The 23126-nt window shown below is 71.4% G+C and carries 23 protein-coding genes; 13 read left to right on the top strand and 10 right to left on the bottom strand.

Annotation, left to right across the window (positions count from 1 at the left end; genetic code table 11):
• The first annotated feature begins 45 nt into the window (after positions 1–45).
• Entirely contained in the window at positions 46–627 is a 582-nt protein-coding gene (locus ACLIN4_RS02020; RefSeq protein ID WP_100044105.1) for a sugar O-acetyltransferase, read from the top strand.
• Between the two features lie 10 nt (positions 628–637).
• Complete coding sequence (locus ACLIN4_RS02025) at positions 638–1204, top strand: TetR/AcrR family transcriptional regulator (protein WP_269959400.1); 567 nt, start codon at positions 638–640, stop codon at positions 1202–1204.
• A 48-nt stretch (positions 1205–1252) separates the two neighbouring features.
• Here the strand turns inward: ACLIN4_RS02025 and ACLIN4_RS02030 are convergent, their stop codons facing one another.
• From ACLIN4_RS02030 to ACLIN4_RS02050, 5 genes are all read right to left on the bottom strand, one after another.
• A complete protein-coding gene (locus ACLIN4_RS02030; RefSeq protein WP_307653335.1) occupies positions 1253–2551 on the bottom strand; it encodes a YeeE/YedE family protein in 1299 nt (432 codons plus the stop codon).
• A 510-nt stretch (positions 2552–3061) separates the two neighbouring features.
• On the bottom strand, positions 3062–4966 hold the full coding sequence (gene htpG, locus ACLIN4_RS02035; protein WP_289907939.1) for a molecular chaperone HtpG: 1905 nt from the start codon (positions 4964–4966) through the stop codon (positions 3062–3064).
• Positions 4967–5049: 83 nt separating this feature from the next.
• A complete protein-coding gene (locus ACLIN4_RS02040; RefSeq protein ID WP_381943833.1) occupies positions 5050–5589 on the bottom strand; it encodes a DUF4303 domain-containing protein in 540 nt (179 codons plus the stop codon).
• A 106-nt stretch (positions 5590–5695) separates the two neighbouring features.
• A complete protein-coding gene (locus ACLIN4_RS02045) occupies positions 5696–6295 on the bottom strand; it encodes a GNAT family N-acetyltransferase (RefSeq protein ID WP_289907937.1) in 600 nt (199 codons plus the stop codon).
• A gap of 169 nt (positions 6296–6464) precedes the next feature.
• Entirely contained in the window at positions 6465–6962 is a 498-nt protein-coding gene (locus ACLIN4_RS02050; protein WP_411575436.1) for a DUF2975 domain-containing protein, read from the bottom strand.
• A 167-nt stretch (positions 6963–7129) separates the two neighbouring features.
• On the opposite strand from ACLIN4_RS02050, the gene ACLIN4_RS02055 reads away from it, so the two are divergent.
• From ACLIN4_RS02055 to ACLIN4_RS02080, 6 genes are all read left to right on the top strand, one after another.
• Positions 7130–8002 carry an SGNH/GDSL hydrolase family protein gene (locus tag ACLIN4_RS02055; protein ID WP_411575437.1) on the top strand — a complete coding sequence of 291 codons (873 nt, stop codon included), beginning with the start codon at positions 7130–7132 and terminating at the stop codon, positions 8000–8002.
• Positions 8003–8029: 27 nt separating this feature from the next.
• On the top strand, positions 8030–8986 hold the full coding sequence (locus ACLIN4_RS02060; RefSeq protein ID WP_269959393.1) for a GlxA family transcriptional regulator: 957 nt from the start codon (positions 8030–8032) through the stop codon (positions 8984–8986).
• Between the two features lie 116 nt (positions 8987–9102).
• Positions 9103–10101, top strand: a complete 999-nt coding sequence (gap, locus tag ACLIN4_RS02065) for a type I glyceraldehyde-3-phosphate dehydrogenase (RefSeq protein ID WP_100043983.1) — start codon at positions 9103–9105, stop codon at positions 10099–10101.
• 49 nt (positions 10102–10150) lie between these two features.
• Positions 10151–10648, top strand: a complete 498-nt coding sequence (locus tag ACLIN4_RS02070; protein WP_100043984.1) for a peptidylprolyl isomerase — start codon at positions 10151–10153, stop codon at positions 10646–10648.
• A 151-nt stretch (positions 10649–10799) separates the two neighbouring features.
• A complete protein-coding gene (locus ACLIN4_RS02075) occupies positions 10800–12278 on the top strand; it encodes a glutamate-cysteine ligase family protein (protein ID WP_100043985.1) in 1479 nt (492 codons plus the stop codon).
• Between the two features lie 52 nt (positions 12279–12330).
• On the top strand, positions 12331–13164 hold the full coding sequence (locus ACLIN4_RS02080) for a class II glutamine amidotransferase (protein ID WP_107476702.1): 834 nt from the start codon (positions 12331–12333) through the stop codon (positions 13162–13164).
• Here the strand turns inward: ACLIN4_RS02080 and ACLIN4_RS02085 are convergent.
• Positions 13145–13789, bottom strand: coding sequence for a type III effector protein (locus ACLIN4_RS02085; protein WP_100043987.1), 645 nt, complete (start codon positions 13787–13789; stop codon positions 13145–13147). The genes ACLIN4_RS02080 and ACLIN4_RS02085 overlap by 20 nt on opposite strands.
• A 128-nt stretch (positions 13790–13917) precedes the next feature.
• Here ACLIN4_RS02085 and ACLIN4_RS02090 point away from each other — a divergent pair, with 128 nt between their 5' ends.
• The 4 genes from ACLIN4_RS02090 to ACLIN4_RS02105 all read left to right on the top strand — a co-directional run bounded on the left by ACLIN4_RS02090 (position 13918) and on the right by ACLIN4_RS02105 (position 16692).
• Positions 13918–14355: an Hsp20/alpha crystallin family protein gene (locus ACLIN4_RS02090; RefSeq protein ID WP_043376487.1), complete on the top strand. Its 438-nt coding sequence runs from the start codon at positions 13918–13920 to the stop codon at positions 14353–14355.
• A gap of 93 nt (positions 14356–14448) precedes the next feature.
• Entirely contained in the window at positions 14449–14862 is a 414-nt protein-coding gene (locus ACLIN4_RS02095; RefSeq protein WP_100043988.1) for a DUF2267 domain-containing protein, read from the top strand.
• Positions 14863–14944: 82 nt separating this feature from the next.
• Positions 14945–15385: a DUF2267 domain-containing protein gene (locus ACLIN4_RS02100; RefSeq protein ID WP_269959387.1), complete on the top strand. Its 441-nt coding sequence runs from the start codon at positions 14945–14947 to the stop codon at positions 15383–15385.
• Between the two features lie 368 nt (positions 15386–15753).
• Positions 15754–16692, top strand: a complete 939-nt coding sequence (locus ACLIN4_RS02105; RefSeq protein WP_107476704.1) for a TauD/TfdA dioxygenase family protein — start codon at positions 15754–15756, stop codon at positions 16690–16692.
• Positions 16693–16753: 61 nt separating this feature from the next.
• Here ACLIN4_RS02105 and ACLIN4_RS02110 read toward each other — a convergent pair whose 3' ends face one another.
• From ACLIN4_RS02110 to ACLIN4_RS02125, 4 genes are all read right to left on the bottom strand, one after another.
• Positions 16754–18577 (bottom strand): glycoside hydrolase family 2 protein, encoded by a 1824-nt coding sequence (locus tag ACLIN4_RS02110; RefSeq protein WP_381914718.1) that lies wholly within the window; start codon positions 18575–18577, stop codon positions 16754–16756.
• 66 nt (positions 18578–18643) lie between these two features.
• Entirely contained in the window at positions 18644–19543 is a 900-nt protein-coding gene (locus tag ACLIN4_RS02115) for a carbohydrate ABC transporter permease (RefSeq protein ID WP_411575438.1), read from the bottom strand.
• A 2-nt stretch (positions 19544–19545) separates the two neighbouring features.
• The gene (locus tag ACLIN4_RS02120) at positions 19546–20487 is read right to left on the bottom strand and encodes a carbohydrate ABC transporter permease (protein ID WP_411575439.1); all 942 of its coding nucleotides are present in this window, start codon (positions 20485–20487) and stop codon (positions 19546–19548) included.
• Positions 20488–20508: 21 nt separating this feature from the next.
• Entirely contained in the window at positions 20509–21879 is a 1371-nt protein-coding gene (locus tag ACLIN4_RS02125; protein WP_381914720.1) for an extracellular solute-binding protein, read from the bottom strand.
• Between the two features lie 145 nt (positions 21880–22024).
• Between ACLIN4_RS02125 and ACLIN4_RS02130 the strand changes: the two genes are divergently transcribed.
• Entirely contained in the window at positions 22025–23080 is a 1056-nt protein-coding gene (locus ACLIN4_RS02130) for a LacI family DNA-binding transcriptional regulator (protein ID WP_411575440.1), read from the top strand.
• Positions 23081–23126 lie beyond the last annotated feature (46 nt).

A 23126-nucleotide genomic window follows, 5' to 3' on the forward strand; every position in this document is an offset into this window, starting at 1 on the left:
GCAAGGAGTGTACGTTCGTACGCTCCGAGGGGTACGATCGTGCGCATGCCGACGGACCACTTCGCGGACGACCCCCGCTCGAACCTCGAACGCATGCAGGCGGGCGACCTCTACATCGCCGACGACCCCGAGATCGCCCACAGGCAGCAACAGGCCGTGCGGCTGGCCGCCCGCTACCAGGCCGCGTACACCGAGGACGCCGAGGCCGCACGGCCGATCCTGGCGGAACTGCTCGGCTCCCTGGGCGCCGAGGCCCATGTGCGGCCGCCGCTGTACGTCGACTACGGCAGCAACATCACGATCGGTGCGCGCACCTTCGTCAACTACAACCTGACGGCGCTGGACGTCGCCGCCGTCACGATCGGCGAGGACTGCCAGATCGGACCGAACGTCCAGCTCCTCACCCCCACGCACCCCCTGGAGCCCGGACCCCGGCGCGACAAGCTGGAGGCGGCCCTGCCCATCACCATCGGCGACAACGTCTGGCTCGGCGGCGGCGCCATCGTCCTGCCCGGAGTGACCATCGGCGACAACTCCGTCATCGGCGCCGGTGCCGTCGTCACGAAGGACGTCCCCGCGAACGTCGTCGCCGTCGGCAACCCCGCCCGGCCCGTGCGCAAGGTGTAAGTCTGCTCCCATGGCAACCGGACACACTGACCCGCAGCGGCGTGAACGCATCCTCGACGCCACGCTCGACCTGATCGCGGAGGAGGGCATCGCGCGCGTCTCCCACCGGAGGATCGCCACGCGCGCCGGCGTCCCCCTGGGCTCGATGACCTACCACTTCAGCGGCATGGACCAGCTGCTGCGGGAGGCGTTCGGCCGATTCACCGACCACATCGTCGCCGTGTTCGACGCCCGCCTGGGCGCCGCCGCCGACGGCGACCAGGCCCGGGCGGCGGTGGCCGACCTCGTGCACTCCCTGTCCGAGGAGAGCCAGCGGGACCTGGTGCTCACCCAGGAGCTGTACACCCTGGCCGCGCGGCAGCCGGCCTACCGGGAGCTCACCCACGAGTGGATGCGCCGCAGCCGCGTCCACCTGGAGAAGCACTTCGACCCGGAGACGGCCCGCCAGCTGGACGCCCTCATCGAGGGCCTGACGCTGCACCGCGCGCTGGCCCGGGAACCCCACGGGCGGGCTCTCACCGTGGAGGCCATCGCCCGGATCACCACCACGGACCGGGGCACCCCGGGCACCCCCTAGCCGCCCGTGCGGCACAGGCCTGACCCCTGTGCCGCACGGGCATCCCACTCAGCAGACGCCGTCGCCCGGCTTCGGGTTGCCCAGGCCGAACAGCGGGCGCAGCTTGAGGCCCACCCAGGTGCCGGCCAGCGCGAAGGCTCCCCACAGCCAGCCGCTGAGGCTGCCCGAGGCGATGCCCGCCAGGTAGGCGCCGATGTTGCAGCCGCCCGCCAGCCGGGCACCGATGCCCATCAGGACACCGCCGAGCACCGCCGCGACCGCCGTGCGCCAGGCGATGCCCCGGTGCAGCGCCCAGGTACCGCCGAGCGCGGCGGCGACAGCCGCGCCGATCATGATGCCGATGTCGGTGAGGCTGGTCTTGTCGGCGAGGACCGGGCCCGCCAGCATCTCGGCGTTGCCGGGCCGCTGCCACCACGTCCAGTTCTCCGGGTGACCGCCGAGCGCGCCCACCAGCTCCGAGCCCCACAGGCTGAAGGCGCTGGTGACGCCCCAAGCGCCGCCGGACACCAGCAGGACACCCGCGCCGAGCAGGGCCAGCGCCAGGGCGCCGGCGGCCAGCGGCCAGGACCCGCGCAGGGCGCGGACGGCCGCACCGCGGGCCGAGGGCACCGCGCCCAGGGGCGGCGGGTTGCGGCGGGCCTGGACGCGCCGCGTGACGAGGACCACCAGCACCAGCGCGGCGATGGTCACGGCCCACGAGCCGAACCAGCCGATGTGGTCGGACAGGACGACCGGCTCCCAGGCCGGGAGGTCCTTCCACAGGTCGAACTGCCAGGCCGCGAGGGTGGCGCCGGCGATGAATCCGCCGAGGGTCAGCACGATCGAGGTCTGCCCCGAACCGACGGCGAAGAGCGTGCCCGAGGCGCAGGCGCCACCGAGCTGCATGCCGATCGCGAAGAGCGCCGAACCGGCGAACAGGCCGACGCCGATCGGCCCGGCGGACGGCGCCGGCTCGGCGCCGAACAATCCGGTCTCCGTGCCGATGAGCAGCGCGAACAAGGTGGCCGTGGTGCCGAGCAGCAGCGCGTGGGCCCGCAGCCCGGTGCCGTTGCCGACGGCGACCAGTTGCCGCCACGCGGAGGTGAAGCCGAACCGGGAGTGGAAGAGGGCGACGCCCAGGCCGAGGCCGAGCAGAAGGAGTACGCCCGGTTTCGCGCCGTGTGCGGACCACACGTAGGCGGTCAGCGCGGCGGCGAGCAGTCCGGACACCACGAGGGGTGTCCGCCGCACCGGGGGCAGGGGCGGGGCCTCGGGCCGTGCCGAGGAGGTGGGAGAGGGAGCGAACAGGTGCGTGGACGCGCGCGGCGGCGCGGCCGGGGTCGACCCGGCCGGGGGTGCGGTGGTCACGGAAGATCTCCGGTGTGGTGCACGGGGACGGCTGCGGTGGGCTGGGCGGACCGGCGGCACGGGGACGCGCGGCCGGTGCGGGACTCAGCGGCGACAGAGGCCGTCGTCGACGCACCACGCCGAGTTCGCGAAGAGCGCGAGGCACAGCAGCGGAGCCGATGCATACATGCGTGCGAATATACGGAGTGGGTAGCTCCGTATGCCAGGCCGTCTCGCCATGCGGATGGTGAGGTGGACGGAGGCGTGCCGCAGCGCGCGGCGCGGCGCACTGGCACGACGCAGCGATCGACGGCGGCCGCCCGCGCGTCGCCGCCGACGTCGTGCACCGTCCGGCCGGCGCCGCCGGTGCCACGGACGACGGCGCGCGCCGTGCGTTTCCGCAGCGGCGCGCGCCTGTTCGTGAGCCCGGACCGGGGGCTCGGCCGCGGCACCCCCGGTGCACGGGCCGACTGCAAGGCCCGGACCCGACTGTTCCGTGGGTTCGGGACGTACGGGACGTCGACCGGTCGGCTAGAGCGTGCGCTCCAGGCGGTCCGCCACCAGCTTCACGAACCGGGCCGGCTCCTTGGGCCGGCCGCCCTCGGCGAGTACCGCCAGGGCGTGGAGCAGGTCGGCGGTCTCGGTGAGCTCCGACCGGTCCTGCTGCTGCTCGGCGTAGGCCCGGTTCAGCGACTTGACCAGCTGGTGCTCGGGGTTGAGTTCGAGGATGCGCTTGGCGTGCGGGACTTCCTGGCCCATCGCCCGGTACATGTTCTCCAGGGCGGGCGTCAGCTCGTTCGCGTCGGAGACGACGCAGGCCGGCGAGACCGTGAGGCGGGAGGAGAGCCGGACCTCCTTGACGTCCTCGGACAGGTGCTCCGTCATCCAGCCGAGCAGCCCCGCGTACTCCTCGTCCTGCTGCTCCTTCTCGGCGTCGGTCTTCTCCTCCCGGTCGCCGTCGAGGTCGATCTCGCCCTTGGCCACCGAGCGCAGCGGCTTGCCGTCGTACTCCCCCACCGCGTCGACCCAGACCTCGTCGACGGCGTCGGTGAGCAGCAGGACCTCGACGCCCTTGGCCCGGAAGGCCTCCATGTGCGGGGAGTCCTCGATGGCCCGACGGGACTCGCCCGTCATGTAGTAGATGTCCTTCTGGCCGTCCTTCATCCGCTCCACGTAGGCCTGGAGCGTGGTCGGCTCGTCCGCGTCGTGCGTGGTCGCGAAGGAGGAGGCGGCGAGGATCGCGTCACGGTTCTCGGAGTCGGTGACCAGGCCTTCCTTGAGCACCGGGCCGAACTCCCGCCAGAACGTGGCGTAGCGCTCCGGCGCGGAGGTCCGCAGGTCCTTGACCGTGGCCAGGACCTTCTTGGTCAGGCGGCGCTGGATCATGCGGATGTGGCGGTCCTGCTGGAGGATCTCGCGGGAGACGTTGAGCGAGAGGTCCTGGGCGTCGACGACGCCCTTGACGAAGCGCAGGTACGGCGGGAGCAGTTCCTCGCAGTCGTCCATGATGAAGACGCGCTTCACGTAGAGCTGGACGCCGCGCTGGTAGCCCTGGGTGAACAGGTCGTGCGGTGCGTGCGAGGGCACGAAGAGGAGGGCCTGGTACTCGAAGGTGCCCTCCGCCTGGAGCCGGATCGTCTCCAGCGGTTCGCGCCAGTCGTGGGCGATGTGCTTGTACAGCTCGTGGTACTCGTCGTCGGACACCTCGTCGCGCGGACGCGCCCACAGCGCCTTCATCGAGTTGAGCGTCTCGGGCTCGCCCGCCTCGGCTCCGTCCTCGCCCCGTTCGGGCAGCAGCCGGACCGGCCAGGTGATGAAGTCCGAGTACCGCTTGACGATCTCCCTGATCTTCCAGGTGGAGGTGTAGTCGTGGAGCTGGTTCTCGGAGTCCGCCGGCTTGAGGTGGAGGGTGACGGAGGTGCCCTGCGGTGCCTCCTCGACCGTCTCCAGGGTGTACGTGCCCTCGCCCCGGGACGTCCAGCGGGTGCCCTGGGTCTCGCCGGCGCGCCGGGTCACCAGGGTCACCTCGTCCGCCACCATGAAGCCGGAGTAGAAGCCGACGCCGAACTGGCCGATGAGCCCGTCGGCCCCGGCCGCGTCCTCGGCCTCCCGCAGCTCCTGCAGGAACTTGGCCGTGCCGGAGTTGGCGATGGTGCCGATGAGCCGGGTGACCTCGTCGTAGGACATCCCGATGCCGTTGTCCCGCACGGTGAGCGTACGGGCCTCCTTGTCGACCTCCAGCTCGATGTGCAGGTCGGACACGTCGACGTCGGAGAGGTCGTCCCGCAGGGCGGCGAGGCGCAGCTTGTCCAGCGCGTCGGAGGCGTTGGAGACGAGCTCGCGCAGGAATACGTCCTTGTTCGAGTAGACGGAGTGAATCATCAGCTGCAGCAGCTGACGCGCCTCTACCTGGAACTCAAACGTTTCGGTCGACATGGCTGGTGACTACCTCACAGGTCCACAGTCGTCTGCACTGGCGGGAGCAACTTTAGAACAGCGCGGTCCACCGCAGGTACCGGTCAGGCGGCGTCCGGTGCGACGGCCTCCGCGAGCCAGTCCGTCAGGGCCTCGGGCGGGTTCAGCCGCAGCGCGCGTTCGTCGTTCCCCGCCTCGGAGGGCACCTCGACGTTGACGACGACGCGGTGGCGGTCGGCATCCGTGCCGAAGACTCCCTCCGCGTCGAGGCGGGCCATGGCCGTCTCCATCGCCCGCAGTCTCAGGTCGAACTCCGCGTCCGCCTCGTCGTCGGGCAGGTCGAAGAGTTCGCCGCGGGCCTCGAAGAGCGGACGCACCGGCTCCAGGTGCCGTTCGCCGTAGCAGCAGAACGGGGAGTCGGCGTAGGACCACTTGAGGTCCGACGCAGCGCAGCCCTGCCGGGCCGCCTCCTCGGCGAGGGCCTGTTCGGACCACGCGGAAAGGGCGGGCCCGTAGGCCTCACCGGGGGTGACCAGCACGCAGTAGTAGAAGCGGTGGCCGGGGTGCTCCCGGAACAGGTCCAGGAAGGCGGCGCGGGCCGCGCGGTGGACGGCGTCGGCCAGGTCGGTCTCGGTGGGGATCACGGCGGCGGCTCCGGGCTTCGGGCGGGAGTGAAGGGCTCGGCGAGGCTGTCGACGGGCACTGACGGCGGGCCTGGGAGTGCCGCACGGCACCGCCGTCCCCGCTCACTCAGCGACCCGGCTCCCGGCGCATGCACCAGGTCAGCGGGCCGTCGTCGGGAAGCTTCACTTCCGCGGTCACCTCGAAGCCGAGGCGGGTGTAGAACCGCACGTTGCCCTCGTCCGACGTCTCCAGGAAGACGGGGAACCCCGCGCGCTCGGCCGCCTCCAGTCCGGGACGGAGCACCGCGGTGCCGAGGCCCGCACCCTGGGCGTCCGGGTCCACCCCCACCGTGGCGAGGAACCACACCGGGTCGGCGGGACGGTGCGGCTCCATCGCCTGCTCCGCGGATCCGAGCGCCGCCGCGCGGTCGCCCGCGAGGTCGCCGACCAGCGGTCCCACCTCGGCGAAGGCGGGCCCCGGGTCGCGCTCCGGGGTCGTCCAGGCGGCGACGGCCCGGCAGTCGTCGGTGACCCAGGCGCGGCCGTACTCCATCGCGACCCGGGTCAGGAACAGTTCCTGGAAGCGGCGCACCCGCTCCTGGTGGTCGTCGGCCGCCACCACGTGGCGGGTGAAGGGGTAGTTCGCGAAGGCGCGGGCCAGGGTCCGCACCGCGGCCGGTACGTCGTCGTGCGTCGCGGGGCGCACGTGAGGAAGGGGATCGAGCATGATCAATCCTCATCACACGTTCCGGCGGCGAGCAATGTGTTTTCCCGGTTCTCCGCCGGTGCCCGGCCGGTAGGAGCGGTGGCGCCGAGCGCCTTCGGTCCGCGTACCCGGCCGAAGCGTCCCGCCGCGCCGGAGAGGGAGCGGGACGCGGTGCCCGGCTGAGCCGGGCTCAGACGACCTGGGCCATCTCCGTCTGCAGCCGTGTCGCCTTGCGGAGCAGACCGCGCATGATGACGACGAGCATGGCGAACGCGGCTCCGACGGCGGCGCTCGCGGCCGCGGCGCCCAGCGCGGCCTCGACGTCCATGCCGTCGTCCGGGGAAGGGATCTCGGCCACGGCGAGATGGGCGGTGACGCCGACCGCCAGCAGTGTCGCCGCGGTCGACGCCCCGATGACGACGTCGACCCAGCGGAAGGCCCGGGCAGTGAAGACGACGTCGCGCTCGACCATGCCGAGCAGCATCCACACGGCGACGAGCGCGACCTGGACGCAGGCGACGCCGAGGATCGCCACCGTCACGTAGGGCGCGGCGAAGGGCTCGTAGGGAGGGAAGCGGTCGACCTCGTCGGACGCCGTCGTGGGGATGACCACGACCTGTCCGAAGAGACCGCCCACGATCGCCGCGACTGTGCCGGCCCGGAGCAGGAGGATGAAGACACGGTGCATGTATCGATCTTCAATCGGAATCGATCGAAAATCAATCGACTCCGAAAGAATCCCCGTAAGAAGTCCTGTCAGCAACGTTGACTACAAGTCAGGGCGCCCGCACATTACTTAAAAGTAGAACCGCCCGGTAACCCCACGGCACCACTCCCCACGGGAAGCGAGAGCCCATGCCCAAGCATGCCCTCCGTCGTGTCATGACCGCGACAATTGCCGCGGTCGGCACGCTGGCCCTCGGTCTCACCGACGCCACCGCCCACGCCACCCCCTCCTTGGACTACGTGGCCCTCGGCGACAGCTACAGCGCCGGCTCCGGTGTCCTGCCCGTCGACCCCACCAACCTCCTCTGTCTGCGCTCCACGGCGAACTACCCCCACGTCATCGCCGCCACGACGGGCGCCCAGCTCCGGGACGTCACCTGCGGCACCGCCCAGACCGGCCACTTCACGCGGTCCCAGTACCCGGGCGTCGCCCCTCAGGTGGACGCGCTGAGCACCGGGACGGACCTGGTCACCCTGACCATCGGCGGCAACGACAACGGCACGTTCATCAACGCCATCACGGCCTGCGGCACCGCCGGCGTCCTCAGCGGCGGCAAGGGCAGCCCCTGCAAGGACCGGCACGGCACGTCCTTCGACGACGAGATCGAGGCCAACACCTACCCCGCGCTCAAGGCCGCGCTGCGCAGTGTCCGAGCGGAGGCGCCGAACGCCCGGGTGGCGGCTCTGGGTTACCCCTGGATCATGCCGGCCGCCGCCGACCCGTCCTGCTTCCTGAAACTGCCGATCGCCGCCGGCGACGTGCCCTACCTGCGGGGCATCCAGGCGCATCTCAACGAGGTCGTCGAACGCGCCGCCGAGGAGACCGGCGTGACCTTCGTGGACCTCTCCGAAGTCTCCGAGGGCCACGACGCCTGCAAGGCCGTCGGCACCCGGTGGATCGAACCGCTCCTGTTCGGTCACAGCCTCGTCCCCGTCCACCCCAACGCCCTCGGCGAGCGGCGCATGGCCGAGCACACCATGAAGGTCCTCGGACTGAACTGACGCCCCGTCTCCGCGTACGCTCCTCCCGTGCCGTCCTCACGCCTGCGCCGTGTCGCCGTCCTCGTGCTCGAGGGAGCCAAGCCCCTCGACGTCGGTATCCCGGCGCAGGTGTTCACGACGCGCGCGAGCATGCCGTACGAGGTGCGGGTGTGCGGGGCGGCGACCGGCCTGGTGACCGGCGGCGACGGGCTCTCCTACCACGTCGCCCACGGCCTCGACGCGCTGGCGTGGGCCGACATGGTCTTCCTCCCCGGTTACCGGTCGCCGGACGTCGAGGACCCGCCGCGGGCCGTCGTCGACGCGCTGACCTCCGCCCACGACCGGGGGGCGCGGCTCGCCGCGATCTCCACGGGTGCCTTCGCGCTCGCCGCCACCGGGCTGCTCGACGGCAGGCGGGCCACCACGCACTGGCACTACACGCGGGCGCTCGCGCGCAAGCACCCCCGCGTCCGGGTCGACGAGAACGTGCTGTTCGTGGACGAGGGCAGCGTGCTGACCTCCGCCGGCGCCGCCTCCGGCATCGACCTGTGCCTGCACATCCTGCGCGGCGACCTCGGCGTGGCCGCCTCCAACCACGCCGCCCGGCGTCTGGTCGCCGCGCCCTACCGCAGCGGCGGTCAGGCGCAGTACGTGCCGCGCAGCGTGCCGGAGCCCCTGGGTGAGCGGTTCGCCGCCACCCGGGAATGGGCCCTGCGCCGGCTCGGCGAACCGCTCACCCTGGAGGCGCTGGCCCGGCACGCGGCGGTGTCGGCGCGGACCTTCTCCCGGCGCTTCGTCGAGGACACCGGCTACACCCCGATGCAGTGGGTCATGCGCGCCCGCATCGACATGGCACGCGAACTGCTCGAACGCTCGGAGCGCGGCGTCGAGCAGATCGCCGCCGACGTCGGCCTGGGCACCGGCGCGAATCTGCGGCTGCACTTCCAGCGCATCCTGGGCACCACCCCGAGCGAGTACCGGCGCACCTTCACCCAGGGGGAGTAACCGCCCTCCCCACTTGGCGCGATCCTTGCGAACAGTGGCTATCACGCCTCTGCCCCCGGCGGACGCCGCGCGCGAACCTGGAGTCGCACCGCACGGCGAACCGGAAGGCATTCCTCATGACTCGCATCGGCATCAACGGCTTCGGACGCATCGGGCGCAACGTGCTCCGCGCGCTGCTCGAGCGCGACACCAAGCTCGAGGTCGTCGCCGTCAACGACCTCACCGAACCCGCCACCCTCGCCCGTCTGCTGGCCTTCGACACCACCGCCGGCCGGCTGGGCCGCCCGGTGACCGTCGACGGGGACACCCTCGTCGTCGACGGACGCCGCATCCGGGTGCTCGCCGAGCGCGAGCCGGCCCGGCTGCCGTGGGCCGAGCTCGGCGTGGACCTGGTGCTGGAGGCGACCGGCCGCTTCACCTCGGCCGAGGCCGCCCGCGCCCACCTCACCGCCGGCGCCAGGAAGGTCCTGGTCAGCGCCCCGTCGGCGGGTGCCGACGTGACCCTCGCCTACGGCGTGAACACCGACGCCTACGACCCGGCCGCGCACACGATCGTCTCGAACGCCTCGTGCACCACCAACGCGCTCGCGCCGCTGGCCTCGGTGCTCGACGAACTCGCCGGCATCGAGCACGGCTTCATGACGACGGTGCACGCCTACACCCAGGAGCAGAACCTCCAGGACGGCCCGCACCGCGACCCGCGCCGCGCCCGTGCCGCCGGGGTCAACATCGTGCCGACCACGACGGGCGCCGCCAAGGCGATCGGCCTGGTGCTGCCGAACCTCGACGGCAAGCTGTCGGGCGACTCGATCCGGGTGCCGGTGCCGGTGGGCTCCATCGTCGAGCTCAACACGACCGTCGCCCGCGACGTGACCCGCGAGGACGTGCTGGCCGCCTACCGGGCCGCCGCCGAGGGGCCGCTCGCCGGCGTGCTGGAGTACTCGGAGGACCCGCTGGTCTCCTCGGACATCACCGGCAACCCGGCCTCGTCGATCTTCGACTCGGCCCTGACCCGCGTCGACGGCCGGCACGTCAAGGTGGTCGCCTGGTACGACAACGAGTGGGGCTTCTCGAACCGCGTGATCGACACCCTGGAACTGCTCGCCACACGCTGAACGGGCAGCCGGTTCGGCATCGCCGGGGTCCGCAGGTCACAATGGTGCGATGAGCAATTCCAAGGTTTACTTCGACATCGACATCGACGGCCAGGATGCGGGCCGCATCGTCTTCGAGCTCTTCGAGGACGTCACCCCCAAGACCGCCAAGAACTTCATCGAGCTGGCCACCGGCGAGCACGGCTTCGGCTACGCGGGTTCCCCGTTCCACCGCGTGATCCCGCAGTTCATGCTCCAGGGCGGTGACTTCACCAACGGCAACGGCACCGGCGGCAAGAGCATCTACGGCGAGAAGTTCGCGGACGAGAACTTCCAGCTGAAGCACACCGGCCCGTACCTGCTCTCGATGGCGAACGCCGGGCCGAACACCAACGGCTCGCAGTTCTTCATCACCACGGTCCCCACCCCGTGGCTGGACGGCAAGCACGTCGTCTTCGGCAAGGTCGTCGAGGGCACGGACGTGGTCGACAAGATCGAGGGCTACGGCTCCTCGCCGTCGGGCCGCACCTCGGCGAAGATCACGGTCCGGGAGTCCGGCAAGCTCTGAGCGCCGACCGGCCGTAACGGAACCTGATCTCCGGACGGGGCCCACCGCACACGCCGCGGTGGGCCCCGTTCGCGTCCCGTCTGGTGGGGTGCGCCGGGTGGTGCGACGCTGGGGTGGAGACGTGTCCGAGCGAGGCGAACCGGGAGGGCCGATGGGACGGGACGTCCCGGCGCTGGTCTTCACCCGCGAGGACCGCCGCCGGTACCGGATCAAGATGCAGGAGTGCCTCGACGCCTTCGCGCAGATGCTGCGCGAGTCCCGGTTCGAGACCGAGCGGCCCCAGGTGGGGCTGGAGATCGAGCTGAACCTGGTCGACGACGAGGCCGAGCCGGCGATGCGCAACAGCGACGCGCTCGAGGCGATCGCGGACCCCGCCTGGTCCACCGAGCTGGGCCGGTTCAACCTGGAGATCAACATTCCGCCCCGCGCGCTGACAGCGGGTGGCCCCGACGCCTGGGAGACCGAGATCCGCGCGGCCCTGAACCACGCGGAGGACCGCGCCGAGTCGGTCGGCGCCCACCTGATCATGGTGGGCATCCTGCCCACCCTGCGCCAGTCCGACGTCGGCGAGGCGGCCCTGTCGGAGAACCCGCGCTACCGCCTGCTCAACGACCAGGTGTTCGCCGCCCGGGGCGAGGACCTGCACATCGAGGTGGACGGCGTCGACCGGCTGCGGACCTACGCGGACACCATCACGCCGGAGGCCGCCTGCACCAGCACGCAGTTCCACCTCCAGGTGGCCCCCGAGGAGTTCGCCGACTACTGGAACGCTGCCCAGGCCATCGCCGGAGTGCAGGTCGCCCTCGCGGCCAACTCGCCCTTCCTGCTCGGCAAGGAACTGTGGCACGAGAGCCGCATCCCGCTGTTCGAGCAAGCCACCGACACCCGCCCGCAGGAGATCAAGGCGCAGGGGGTGCGGCCCCGGGTCTGGTTCGGGGAGCGGTGGATCAACAGCGTCTTCGACCTCTTCGAGGAGAACCTGCGGTACTTCCCGGCCCTGCTGCCCCTGTGCGACGAGCAGGACCCCGTGGAGACCCTGGACCGGGGGGACATCCCGGAACTGGGCGAACTCACCCTCCACAACGGCACCATCTACCGCTGGAACCGGCCCGTCTACGCCGTCGCCCGCGACAAACCGCACGTCCGGGTGGAGAACCGCGTGCTGCCCGCCGGCCCGACCGTCGCCGACACCCTCGCCAACGGCGCCTTCTACTACGGCCTCACCCGCGCCCTGGTGGAGGAGGAGCGGCCGGTCTGGTCGCGGATGTCCTTCTCGGTCGCCGAGGACAACCTGCACACCGCGGCCCGGCACGGCATCGAGGCCCGGCTGTACTGGCCGGGCGTGGGCGAGGTGACGGTGCCCGAACTGGTGCTGCGGCGGCTGCTGCCGCTGGCGCACCGGGGTCTGGAACTCTCCGGCATGGACTCGGCCTGGCGGGAGCCGCTGCTCGGCATCATCGAGCAGCGGTGCGTCACCGGCCGCAACGGCGCGGTCTGGCAGAAGGAGATGTTCCACCACATCGACGCGACCGCCCGTCCCGGCCGCCACGAGGCGCTGCGCCGGATGACCCAGCAGTACATGGACTACATGCATCTCAACGCCCCGGTCCACACCTGGCCGGTCGACTGAACGTGCGGCGCCCCGCGCGCGCCCGCGCCGGGGACCAGGGAGGCGGCAGACGATGTGCCGATGGCTCGCCTACTCGGGTACGCCCGTGCTGCTCGAGACCCTCCTCTACCAGCCCGAGCACTCGCTGATCGACCAGAGTCTGCACGCCCGCATGGGCGTCGAGACGACGAACGGGGACGGGTTCGGCGTCGGCTGGTTCGGGCCGGAGATGACCACGCCCGCGATCGTGCGGGAGGTCGGGCCGGCATGGAGCAACCGCAATCTGCGGGAGATCGCGAGCCATGTCCGCTCGCCCCTGTTCTTCGCGCACATCCGGGCCTCGACGGGCAGCGCCGTGCAGCAGACCAACTGCCATCCGTTCCGCCACGGCCGGTGGATGTGGATGCACAACGGCGCGATCGCCGAGTTCCACCGGCTGCGCCGGGACCTCGCCCTGGCCGTCGATCCGCAGCTCTTCCTGGACATCGAGGGCTCCACGGACTCGGAGATGATGTTCTACCTGGCGCTCACGCTGGGCCTGGAGGACGATCCTCCGACGGCCGTGGCCCGGATGGCGGGGCTGGTGGAGGAGATCGGCCACGAGCACGGGGTGGAGTTCCCGCTGCAGATGACCGTGGCCGTGACCGACGGGCTGCGCTTGTGGGCCTTCCGCTACTCCAGCCAGGCCGAGACGCGGTCGCTGTACTACAGCAGCCGAGTGGAGAGCCTGCGCGCACTGCACCCCGGGATGCCGTTCCTGAAGGAGGCGTCGGACCACGCCCGGCTGATCGTCTCCGAGCCCCTGGGTGACCTGCCCGGCGTCTGGAACAAGGTGCCCGAGGGCAGCTACGGCGTCGTCCAGCCCGAGGGGGACGTCATGCGGCCCTTCACTCCGCTGGCGGTCTGACCCGGCGGAGCCGGTCCGTGTGGTGGGTGAGGTCGTCAATGCGGGCGGCCAGCTCCGACTGATCGTCCGCGAGGTGGTCGCGGGCACCGGTGAGCGGGCCGATGAGACCGGCCGCGTCGTCCTGGCCGAGCGCCTGCACGAGGGGCGCGCGGGCTTCGGCCGGGAGACCGTCGACCGCGGTGATCTGGCCGGCGAGCTGGCGGAGGTCGGCGGCGTTGCCGCGGGCCCAGGTGGTGACGGCACGGTCGCCGGCCCGCCGGTCACGGGTGGCCTGGACGCGCTGTTCGCCGGTGGTGCCGGGCGCTCCGGGGCGCAGGCGCAGATAGCGGCGCTCGGCGGCCTGCCTGCTGGCGACGCCGAGGGGGTGGGCCAGGTCGGCCCAGCTGGCGCCCGCCGCACGGGCGGTCTCGATCAGGTCCGTCTCCCAGCCGGCGAGCTGGTCGCGCACCTCGCGCAGCACCAGCAGCGCGGCGAGTGCCTGGTCGGGGCTGACGTCGGAGCCGGTCCGCGGTGCGGACTGCGGAGCCTGGGCGTCCCGCACGGCCTGCTCGATCGCCGCCAGCGCCGCCTCGGCGGCGAGGAAGGACGCGGGCCGGGAAGCGGGCTCCCGCTGGTCTGCGGTCATGAGTCACCTCCACTCGGTTACGTCACCCGGAGGGCGACACCGTCACTTGTCATCGTTTCGATGACATGCTACAAGAAATACAGGAAGCAGCGCATGAGCGGTTCTGCTCGAAGTGGAGGTGTTTCCCGATGCTGATGCGCACCGATCCTTTCCGTGAGTTCGACCGGCTCACCCAGCAGCTGTTCGGCAACGCGTCCGGCACCTGGTCGCGTCCCACGGCGATGCCCATGGACGCCTACCGCGAGGGTGACGCGTATGTCATCGCACTCGACCTTCCCGGAGTCGATCCGGACGCGATCGACATCGACGTCGAGCGGAACATGCTGACGGTCCGGGCCGAACGCCGCCCCGTCAGCAAGGGCGAAGACGTGCAGATGGAGCTGTCGGAGCGCCCGCTGGGCGTCTTCTCCCGCCAGGTGATGCTGGCGGACACCCTCGACACCGAGCACATCAGTGCCGACTACGAGGCGGGGGTGCTCACGCTGCGCATCCCGATCGCCGAGCGGGCCAAGCCGCGCAAGATCACCGTCTCGGGCGGCGCGGACCGCAAGGAGATCTCCGGCTGACCCGCGGCCGTGCACCCGGCGGCGGAGGGCGGACGGCCTCCCCCGCGGCTCCGCCCTCCGTCGCCACGCACCGCCGGCGAAAGGAGGACCCCGATGGCCATGCACTGGGACGTGTTCCTCGACCGGGTGCAGGAACGCGGCGAGTACCCGAGCCGCGCGGAAGCGGACCGAGCCGCGCGTACCGTCCTCGCCCTCCTGGGCGCCCACCTGGTCGGCGAGGTGCGTGCCGAGCTCGCCGCCCGGCTTCCGGAGACCTTCGCCCTGATCCTCCTCAATCCGCTCCAGGCCGCCGAGCCCCTCTCCGCGGAGAGGTTCGTGCGGGCCACCGCGGCGTGGATCGAGGGGGCCACCGAGCGGACCGCGGCCTGGGACGTCGGTGCCGTGCTCAGCGTGGCCGCCGACGCCGCGGGCGAGGAACTGACCCGTCAGGTCCTGCTCCAGCTCCCGCCCGGATACGACCTGCTCTTCGGCCGGCCCCAGGACACCGGCCCCGGACACAGCCCCTGATCCCGGTGACCGACACCGTGCCCGGAACAGTCACCGACCGACTGTCAGACCAACTCACCAGCGAGAAAGGCCTCATTCACCGATGCAGTCCAAGACGGCCCCGGCGACGATCACCACCCTTCCGGCCATGTCGTACGGCCAGATGCTGGAGCAGGTCCGCTACAACGGCGCCTACCCCACACGTGAGCGGGCCGAACAGGTCGTCTCCGCCGTCCTGGCGGCCCTCGGCCGCCGCATCACCGGCGAGGAGCGTGTCGAACTCGCCGCCCGCCTCCCCCGCGAAGCGGCCCGGATCTTCGCCGCCGAGATCCCGGGGACGGAGGAACTGACCGGATGGGCCTTCGTCAGGGACCTCGCGTCCCGTACCGGCGGCACCCTGGCCACCACCCGCTGGGACGTCGGCTCCGTCCTCGGCGTCGTCGCCCGCATCGCCGGCCCCGCCCTGCTGGACCGCGTGCTCGCACAGCTCCCCTCCGGTTACGCCATCCTCTTCGGCCGGGCGGAGCTGACCCAGGCGGCCTGACCTCGCGCACCCGGCCCATGGTGCCCCTCCCCCACCGGCCGGGTGCGCACAAGCAGCAGGCCGCGGGCGCACGCGCCCATTGACAGGAACCCATGAAGATCACACAATCGGTGCCATGACCACATACCGGTTCGGCACCACGGCGGAGTGTCTTCGCGTGCCCGAGCGGACCGGATGTGAGCGCTCCGGCCGATAACGGCCGTCTCCGGGCCGATGGCTCGGCGCGCACCATGCGCAGCGCGTAGAGCGCATCGGTTCCCATTCTCCGGCGAACGAGCCGGAGCGCCTTCACTTTTCCTGGCCACCGCGTCGCATCGTGGTGCCGCCGTGGCCTGACACCCGTACCGCCAAACAAGGGGAGAACTCCCATGACCGTCATGTCCGCCGGACCTGCCGTCGAGTTGCGCGAAGCGCGTATCCCGGGCGACGGCCTGTACGAGGGGCGGCGCGTCCTGCGCCGGCTGCCCGAGGGGTGGGAGGAACGGCCCTACGAACTCTTCGAGGTCGTTCCGCAGGCCCGCACGATCGGTGCCGAGATCAGGGGCGTCGACCTGTCGCTTCCCCTCGGACCCGAGCTGCGCGAGGAACTGAACCGCGCCCTGCTGGAGTGGAAGGTGCTGTTCTTCCGGTCCCAGCACCTCACCTCCGAGCAGCAGCGCGCCTTCGCCGGCAACTGGGGCGAGTTGGAGACCAATCCCCTGCTCGCGGCGGGTTCCAGCGACGACGTCGTGCGGTTCGACAAGGGGGCGGGGACCGTTCCGACGTACGAGAACGTCTGGCACACCGACGTCACCTTCCGCGAACGGCCGGCGCTCGGCGCGGTCCTCCAGCTGCGCGAGGTACCGCCGTTCGGCGGCGACACGATGTGGGCGGACATGGCGGCGGCCTACGACAACCTCCCCCAGGAGGTGAAGGACCGGATCGACGGGGCGCGTGCCGTGCACGACTTCATCCCCGGCTTCGCCAGGTTCTACGAGCCCGAGCGGCTGATCCCGCACCAGGAGCTCTTCCCGCCCGTGGAGCACCCGGTCGTGCGCACCCACCCGGAGACCGGGCGGCGCATGCTGTTCGTCAACACGTCCTTCACCACGCACATCACCGGCATGGACCGGGACGAGAGCGACCGGCTGCTGCGCTTCCTGTTCCAGCAGGCGCACGTGCCCGAGTACCAGGTGCGTTTCCGCTGGCAGCCCGGCGACGTCGCCTTCTGGGACAACCGGGCCACGCAGCACTACGCGGTGGGCGACTACGGCACCGAGCGCCGGGTCGCCGAGCGGGTCGCCATCGAGGGCGACCGCCCCTTCTGACCCCGGCCCCCTCACACACGCGGTCCGGAGGCGGCCGTCCGCCTCCGGACCGGGCTGCGCGCTAGGCCGGGTCCTGCTCCTCGATCGCCGCCGGGCGCAGTTGTGCGGCCCGGATGCGCTCGACGTCGAGCTTGACGCCGCGGTCGAAGCGGTAGATGCCGTTCTGTTCCTGGAAGACGTCGGTCAGCTGCGTGTAGCAGTAACCGAACATGTCGCGGTCGGACAGGAGCACTTCGGTGAGGCCGGCGAACCGCTCGTGGAACTCCTCCTCGTTGCGGACGCGTTCGCCGTAGCCCCAGGAGACGGTGCGGTCCTCGCCGGAGCGGTCGGCGGCCGCCTCGGGGTCCCACCAGATGCCGCCGAACTCGCTGACGAAGTAGGGCTGGCCGCGGTAGGGCTGGGAGTAGGGGGCGCCGTTCTCGTAGGCGTTGACGAAGGGGGCGTCCTTGGCGAGGCCGGACATCAGCTGCCGGAAGGCGGCCGGGTCCTGCTCGTAGTTGTGGGCGTCGTAGATGTCGGTCTCGGGGACCCGGTGGGCGTAGCCGGAGGCGTCGATGACCGGCCGGGTGGTGTCCATGGCCTTGGTGGCGAGGAACATCGCGCGGGTGACGTCGTCGAGCGTGGTGATGCGGTCGTGGAGCTTCTGGTAGGTCTCGTTGAGCGGGCACCAGCCGATGATCGAGGGGTGCGAGTAGTCGCGTTCCAGGGCCTCCAGCCACTGGGCGACGTAGGAGGCGTCGGGCCGCTGGTTGTCGCCCGAGGAGCCGCCCGTCTCGCAGCCCCAGTCGCCGAACTCGCCCCAGACCAGGTAGCCGAGGCGGTCGGCGTGGTAGAGGAAGCGCTCCTCGAAGACCTTCTGGTGCAGCCGGGCCCCGTTGAAGCCGGCCGCCATGGCCAGCTCGATGTCCCGCACCAGCGCCTCGTCGGTCGGGGCGGTCATCAGCCCGTCGGGGTACCAGCCCTGGTCGAGGACGAGGCGCTGGAAGACCGGGCGCCCGTTGAGGAGGACGGCCTTGCCGCGCAGGCCGACGGCGCGCAGACCGGCGTAGCTCTCGGCGCTGTCCACCACCTGCCCGGCGGCGTCGACCAGTTCGAGGCGCAGGTCGTACAGGTGCGGGTCCTCGGGGCTCCACTCGCGGCGCCGGTCGTCCGGCACCGGCAGGTGCAGGCGCGGGGCGAGGTCCAGGTCGGCGCGCGCCTCGGCGCTGCTCACCTCGCCGTCGGCGTCGCTCAGGACGGCGCGTACCCGGTGCCCGGGGCGGTTGCCGGACAGGGGCAGCTCCAGGTGGAAGGCGGAGCCGGCCAGGTCGGGGGTGATGCGGGGGCGGCGCAGGTGCAGGTCGGGGACGGGCTCCAGCCAGACGGTCTGCCAGATGCCGGTGACCCGGGTGTAGTTGCAGTCGTGGTTGGCGTACTGGACGGCCTGCTTGCCGCGGGCCTGCGGGCCGGACTTGGGGTCGCGGGCGCGGACGGTGATGACGACCTCCTCCCCCGCCCCGGCGATGTCGCCGAGGTCGGCGGTGAAGGGGGTGAAGCCGCCGCGGTGCCGGGCGACCTCCTTGCCGTCGGCCCACACGGTGGTGTCGTGGTCTACGGCGCCGAAGTGCAGCAGCACCCGGCGCCCGGCCCACGCGGCCGGCAGGGAGAGGGCGCGCCGGTACCAGACGGCTTCCAGGAAGTCGGTGTCCCCGACGCCGGACAGCTCGGACTCGGGCGGGAAGGGCACGAGGATCTCACCGGTCAGTTCACGCTCCAGCAAGCCGCGTTCGAGCCCGCTGTCGCCTCGGTCGGTCTCGAACTGCCAGGCGCCGTTCAGGTTGAGCCAGTCGCGGCGCACGAACTGCGGTCGCGGGTACTCCGGGCGCGGGGCGGAGTGAGTGGGCACACATGCTCCAGTCGATCGGTGGGCCGGCGCGGTGACGCCGGGCCCGTGGGTACAGCCGGGTGGGGGTCAGGAGCCGCCGAGGCCGGTGGTGGCCACGGAGTTGACGATGCGGCGCTGGAAGAGGAGGAAGACCACGATCAGCGGCAGCGCCGCGAGCAGGGCGGAGGCCATGGACTGCGCGTACTGGATGCCGTAGGCGTCCTTGACGGTGGCCAGGCCCACCGGGAGGGTCATCAGGTCGGGGTCGTTGGTGACGATGAAGGGCCACATGAAGTTGTTCCACGCCCCGATGAAGACGAAGATCGCCACGGCCGCCACGATCGGCCGCGACAGCGGCAGCACGATCGACCGGAAGACCCGGAACTCCGAGGCCCCGTCGATCCGGGCCGCCTCCTCCAGCTCCTTGGGGACGGCGTCGAAGAACCGCTTGAGGATGAACACCATCATCGGCGCGACGACCTGGGGGAGGATGACCGCCGCGTAGGTGTCGACCATGTTGAACAGGGTCATCTGGTCGAACAGCGGCACGACGAGCAGTTGCGGCGGGACCATGATCGCGGCGACGGTGACGCCGAGCAGCGCCCGGCGGCCGCGGAAGGTGCCGCGGGAGAAGCCGTACGCGGCGAGGGTGGAGACCGCGACGGTGATCACGGTGACCAGGCCGGCGATCAGGAAGCTGTTGAGGGCCCAGACGGTGACGTTCCCGCGTTCCAGTATCTGCTGGTAGGCGTCCAGGGTGAAGGCGCCCTTGAACGGGGACAGCCCGGTGGTGTTGATGTCCTCCTCGCTCTGCACCGAGGTGATGACCGCCCACGCGAACGGCAGCAACCAGACGACGGCGAGGACGACGAGCGCGGTCCCGGCCAGGACGCGGGGCAGTCGGCCGTGGCCGAGGAGCAGCGGGGAGCCGGTCGCTTCGCTGGGTGGACGGCGCCGGGTGCGGAGGGTGGTGGCGGTTGCGGACACGGTCAGTCCTCCCGGCGGAAGAGGCGGAGCTGCACGAGCGAGACGACGACGATCAGGGCGAAGAACAGGTACGAGATGGCGGAGGCGTAACCGAGGCGGTAGCCGGTGAAGCCGACGTCGTAGACGTACTCGAGGACGGGGCGGGTGGAGCCGTTGGGACCGCCCTTGGTGAGGATGTAGATCTGGTCGAACACCTTGAGGGAGGCCAGGATCTGGAGCATGGCCACCAGTCCGGTTGTCCTGCGCAGTTGCGGCAGGGTGATGGACCACAGGCGGCGCCAGGCGCCGGCCCCGTCGAGCGCCGCCGCCTCGTCGAAGGTCGCTGGCAGGGACTGGAGCGCCGCGAGGTAGAGGAGGAAGTTGAAGCCGACCGTCCACCAGACGGTGAGGGCGGCGACGGACCACATGGCGACGGACTCGTCGGACAGCCAGCCGACCGGTTCCATGCCGAGGGTGGTCAGGAGCTGGTTGGCCATGCCCAGTTCGGGCTGGTAGAGCCAGGTCCAGATCATGGTCACGACGGTCACGGGCAGCAGGTAGGGGGCGAAGAACGACAGGCGCCACGCCCACTGCCCGGCGAGCCCGCTGTGCACCAGCAGGGCCATCGCGAGCGCGACCAGCACCAGCGGGACGCTGGAGACGACGGTGAAGAAGACGGTGTTGCCGAGGCTGCTCCAGACGTCCGGGTCACCGAACGCCTCGGTGTAGTTGTCGAAGCCGACGAAGCTCGTGTCGCGCAGGGCCAGCGAGCTGTCGGTGAAGCTCATCCAGAGCCCCTGGACGATCGGCCAGACCATGAAGAGGCCGAAGACCAGCAGGAACGGCAGGACGAACACGAGCCCGTTGCCGGTGCGTATGCGACGCGGGGCGGGTCGGCGTCCGCCCGCGGGAACAGCGGGCGAGGCGGTCTGCTCCTCCGCGCCGAGGGGTGTGGTGGTGGTCACGTCGGTCACTCCTTCTGCTGGTCAGGCCACCGGGTTGGGCTGCCGCAGCAGCGTGTCCGCCTCGCGGATCATCTGCCGCACCGCCTTCTCGGCGGTCGTGTCGCCCAGCAGCGCCGACTGGAGCGGCTGGCACATGCGGTTCTGGAAGTTCGAACCGGCGCCGGCGAACCAGTTGGGCGGATCGAGCACGGCCACCTCGGCCGCCTCGGCGTACGAGGACTGCGGCCGGAGGCCGGCGTACTCCGGCTCCGCGAGGACGGGCTGGTACGCGGGGATGTGTCCGGCGGCGGCCCAGGTGAGGCTCTGCTTGAGGATCTGCGCGACGTACCGGTGGGCCTCGCGGCGCCGGGCCGGGTCGGGGTCGTCCTGGTGCGGGAGGACGAAGCTGTGACTGTCGGTGTAGACGGCCGGCCGGTCGAAGACCTGCGGGAAGGGGGCGGCGCCCAGGTCGAGGCCGGACTTCCGCAGCGTCGGCAGCTCCCACTCGCCGAGCATCGCCATGCCGCCGCGGCCGTTGGTGAAGGCGGCCAGTGCGCCGTTGTAGTCCAGGTTGTTGGGATTGGTCTTCCCGTCGAAGAGCTGTGTCATGAGGGTCACGACGCGTACGGCGGCGTCGACGTCGATCTTCGGCGGACCGCCGTCCGGCAGGCCGAACTCGGCGCCGGTCTGCGCGTAGAGCCCCGCGAACAGGCGCCAGTTCTGTGCCGTGTCGGTGACGTGGCCGAACAGGATGCCCGCCTCCCCGGTCGCCTCGGCGAGGGCCTTGCCCGCCTCCAGCAGGGCCTCGGGAGAGCCCATGGGTGCCAGCTCACCCGAGGGGGTCAGGAGCCCGGCCTTCTCCGCGGCCTTCCTGTCGTAGAACACGATGAACGGGTGGACGTCCAGCGGGATCGCGTAGACGGTCCCCTCGTGCTGGGTGCGCGACCACACGGCCGGCGTGAAGTCCTCGGCCGAGACGCCGAACTCGGCGAGCAGCTCCAGGTCGAAGGGGTCGACCAGGCCGCCGGGCGCGTAGCCCGCCAGCCGGGACAGGTGCATGGCGGCCACGTCGGAGGCCCGGCCGCCGGCCGCGGACATGGCGAGCTTGGTGTAGTACGACGGTCCCCAGTCGAGGATCGTGCGGTCCACCTCGAAGCCCTCGGCGCCCCGGGCGCCCTTGGACACGGCCTCGATCATCTCGTCCATGAGCATGCCGTCGCCGCCCTGGAACAGGTCCCAGACGCTCAGGGAGGAGGCGCCGGAGGCGGAGGCCGGTGAGGCGCAGCCGGACAGCGGGCCGGCGGCGAGCAGCGCTCCCGCCGTGGCCATGGTGTGACGCAGAAGCCGACGGCGGCTGAGGCGGCGTACAGGATCGGACGCGGCCGGCCCCTGGGCAGGCAAACGGGAACTCATCACGGACCTTTCGACGGCCGGACGCTCATGCGGTGGCTAGTTTTTACATCGATGTACATTGGCTGTAAAGAGCCTGCGCCCGGGTTGGGGGTGATCGACTGCCGGGACATAGACTCGGGCAGCGCGTAGAGGCAGGGAGGTCTCGGTGGCACGGCCCAGGATCAAGGACGTCGCACGTCACGCGGGCGTGTCGGAGAAGACGGTGTCCAATGTCATCAACGACTACGCCCATGTCTCCGACCGGACCCGGCGCGTGGTGCGGGAGGCCATAGAACAGCTCGGCTACCGGGTGAACCTGGCTGGCCGTCACCTGCGCAAGGGCCGCACCGGCATCATCGCCCTGGTCGTGCCCGAACTGGACATCCCGTACTTCGCGGAGCTGGCCCGGCATGTCATCCGCGAGGCCGAGCAGTGCTCCCTGACCGTGCTGATCCACCAGTCCGGCGCGGACCGCTCCCATGAGCTGGCGGCGCTGGCCGGTTTCGGGTCCACGTTCGTGGACGGGATCATCCTGAGCCCGCTCGCGCTGACCGCCGACGACCTGCGGGACCGCGCGGGCGCCCCGCCCACCGTGCTGCTCGGGGAGCTGCTGGAGGAGGGCGCCGACCACGTGGCGATCGACAACGAGCGGGCCGCGCGCGAGGCCACCGACCACCTGATCGGACTGGGCCGCCGCACCGTCCTCGCGGTGGGCGGTCGGGACGACGCGGGCCTCGGGACGGCGGAGGCCCGCACCCGCGGCTACCGCGCCGCACTGGCGGACGCCGGCATCCCCTACGATCCGGCCGCCCTGCTTCCGGTCGACTCGTTCAGGATGCCCGACGGCGCCGAGGCGGTGGCGCGGGCGCTCAGGGAAGGGCTGCGGCCGGACGCGCTGCTCTGCCTCAACGACCAGTTGGCGCTCGGTGCGTTGCGCGCCCTGCACGAGCACCGGATCAGGGTGCCCGAGGACGTCGCGGTCATCGGCTTCGACGACGTGGAGGGCGGTCGGTTCTCCGTACCGACGCTGAGCACGGTGGCCCCCGACAAGGCGGCGGTGGCCAGGGTCGCCGTGCAGCTGCTCCGGCGCCGCATCGAGGAGGCCACCGGACCGGACGGCGCGAGCGACGGCACGGAATCCGGCGTGCTGTCGCCGCAGGACCGCATCGTGGCCCACCGGCTCGTCCTGCGGGAGAGCACGGAGGGCCGCGAACGGCGCTGACGGCCCTACGCCGGACGCGTCAGTTCACGTAGACCTCGGCGCGGTC

Source organism: Streptomyces mutabilis (assembly GCF_046628145.1).
In the GTDB taxonomy this organism is placed as follows: Bacteria; Actinomycetota; Actinomycetes; order Streptomycetales; family Streptomycetaceae; genus Streptomyces; species Streptomyces mutabilis.

Coding starts and splice junctions, on each gene's coding strand:
- ACLIN4_RS02045 (WP_289907937.1), bottom strand. CDS start 6,295: ATGCTCGATCCCCTTCCTCACGTGCGCCCCGCGACGCACGACGACGTA.
- htpG (WP_289907939.1), bottom strand. CDS start 4,966: ATGTCGACCGAAACGTTTGAGTTCCAGGTAGAGGCGCGTCAGCTGCTG.
- ACLIN4_RS02025 (WP_269959400.1), top strand. CDS start 638: ATGGCAACCGGACACACTGACCCGCAGCGGCGTGAACGCATCCTCGAC.
- ACLIN4_RS02125 (WP_381914720.1), bottom strand. CDS start 21,879: ATGAGTTCCCGTTTGCCTGCCCAGGGGCCGGCCGCGTCCGATCCTGTA.
- ACLIN4_RS02100 (WP_269959387.1), top strand. CDS start 14,945: ATGCAGTCCAAGACGGCCCCGGCGACGATCACCACCCTTCCGGCCATG.
- ACLIN4_RS02105 (WP_107476704.1), top strand. CDS start 15,754: ATGACCGTCATGTCCGCCGGACCTGCCGTCGAGTTGCGCGAAGCGCGT.
- ACLIN4_RS02055 (WP_411575437.1), top strand. CDS start 7,130: ATGCCCAAGCATGCCCTCCGTCGTGTCATGACCGCGACAATTGCCGCG.
- ACLIN4_RS02050 (WP_411575436.1), bottom strand. CDS start 6,962: ATGCACCGTGTCTTCATCCTCCTGCTCCGGGCCGGCACAGTCGCGGCG.
- gap (WP_100043983.1), top strand. CDS start 9,103: ATGACTCGCATCGGCATCAACGGCTTCGGACGCATCGGGCGCAACGTG.
- ACLIN4_RS02085 (WP_100043987.1), bottom strand. CDS start 13,789: ATGACCGCAGACCAGCGGGAGCCCGCTTCCCGGCCCGCGTCCTTCCTC.
- ACLIN4_RS02080 (WP_107476702.1), top strand. CDS start 12,331: ATGTGCCGATGGCTCGCCTACTCGGGTACGCCCGTGCTGCTCGAGACC.
- ACLIN4_RS02070 (WP_100043984.1), top strand. CDS start 10,151: ATGAGCAATTCCAAGGTTTACTTCGACATCGACATCGACGGCCAGGAT.
- ACLIN4_RS02020 (WP_100044105.1), top strand. CDS start 46: ATGCCGACGGACCACTTCGCGGACGACCCCCGCTCGAACCTCGAACGC.
- ACLIN4_RS02095 (WP_100043988.1), top strand. CDS start 14,449: ATGGCCATGCACTGGGACGTGTTCCTCGACCGGGTGCAGGAACGCGGC.
- ACLIN4_RS02090 (WP_043376487.1), top strand. CDS start 13,918: ATGCTGATGCGCACCGATCCTTTCCGTGAGTTCGACCGGCTCACCCAG.
- ACLIN4_RS02075 (WP_100043985.1), top strand. CDS start 10,800: ATGGGACGGGACGTCCCGGCGCTGGTCTTCACCCGCGAGGACCGCCGC.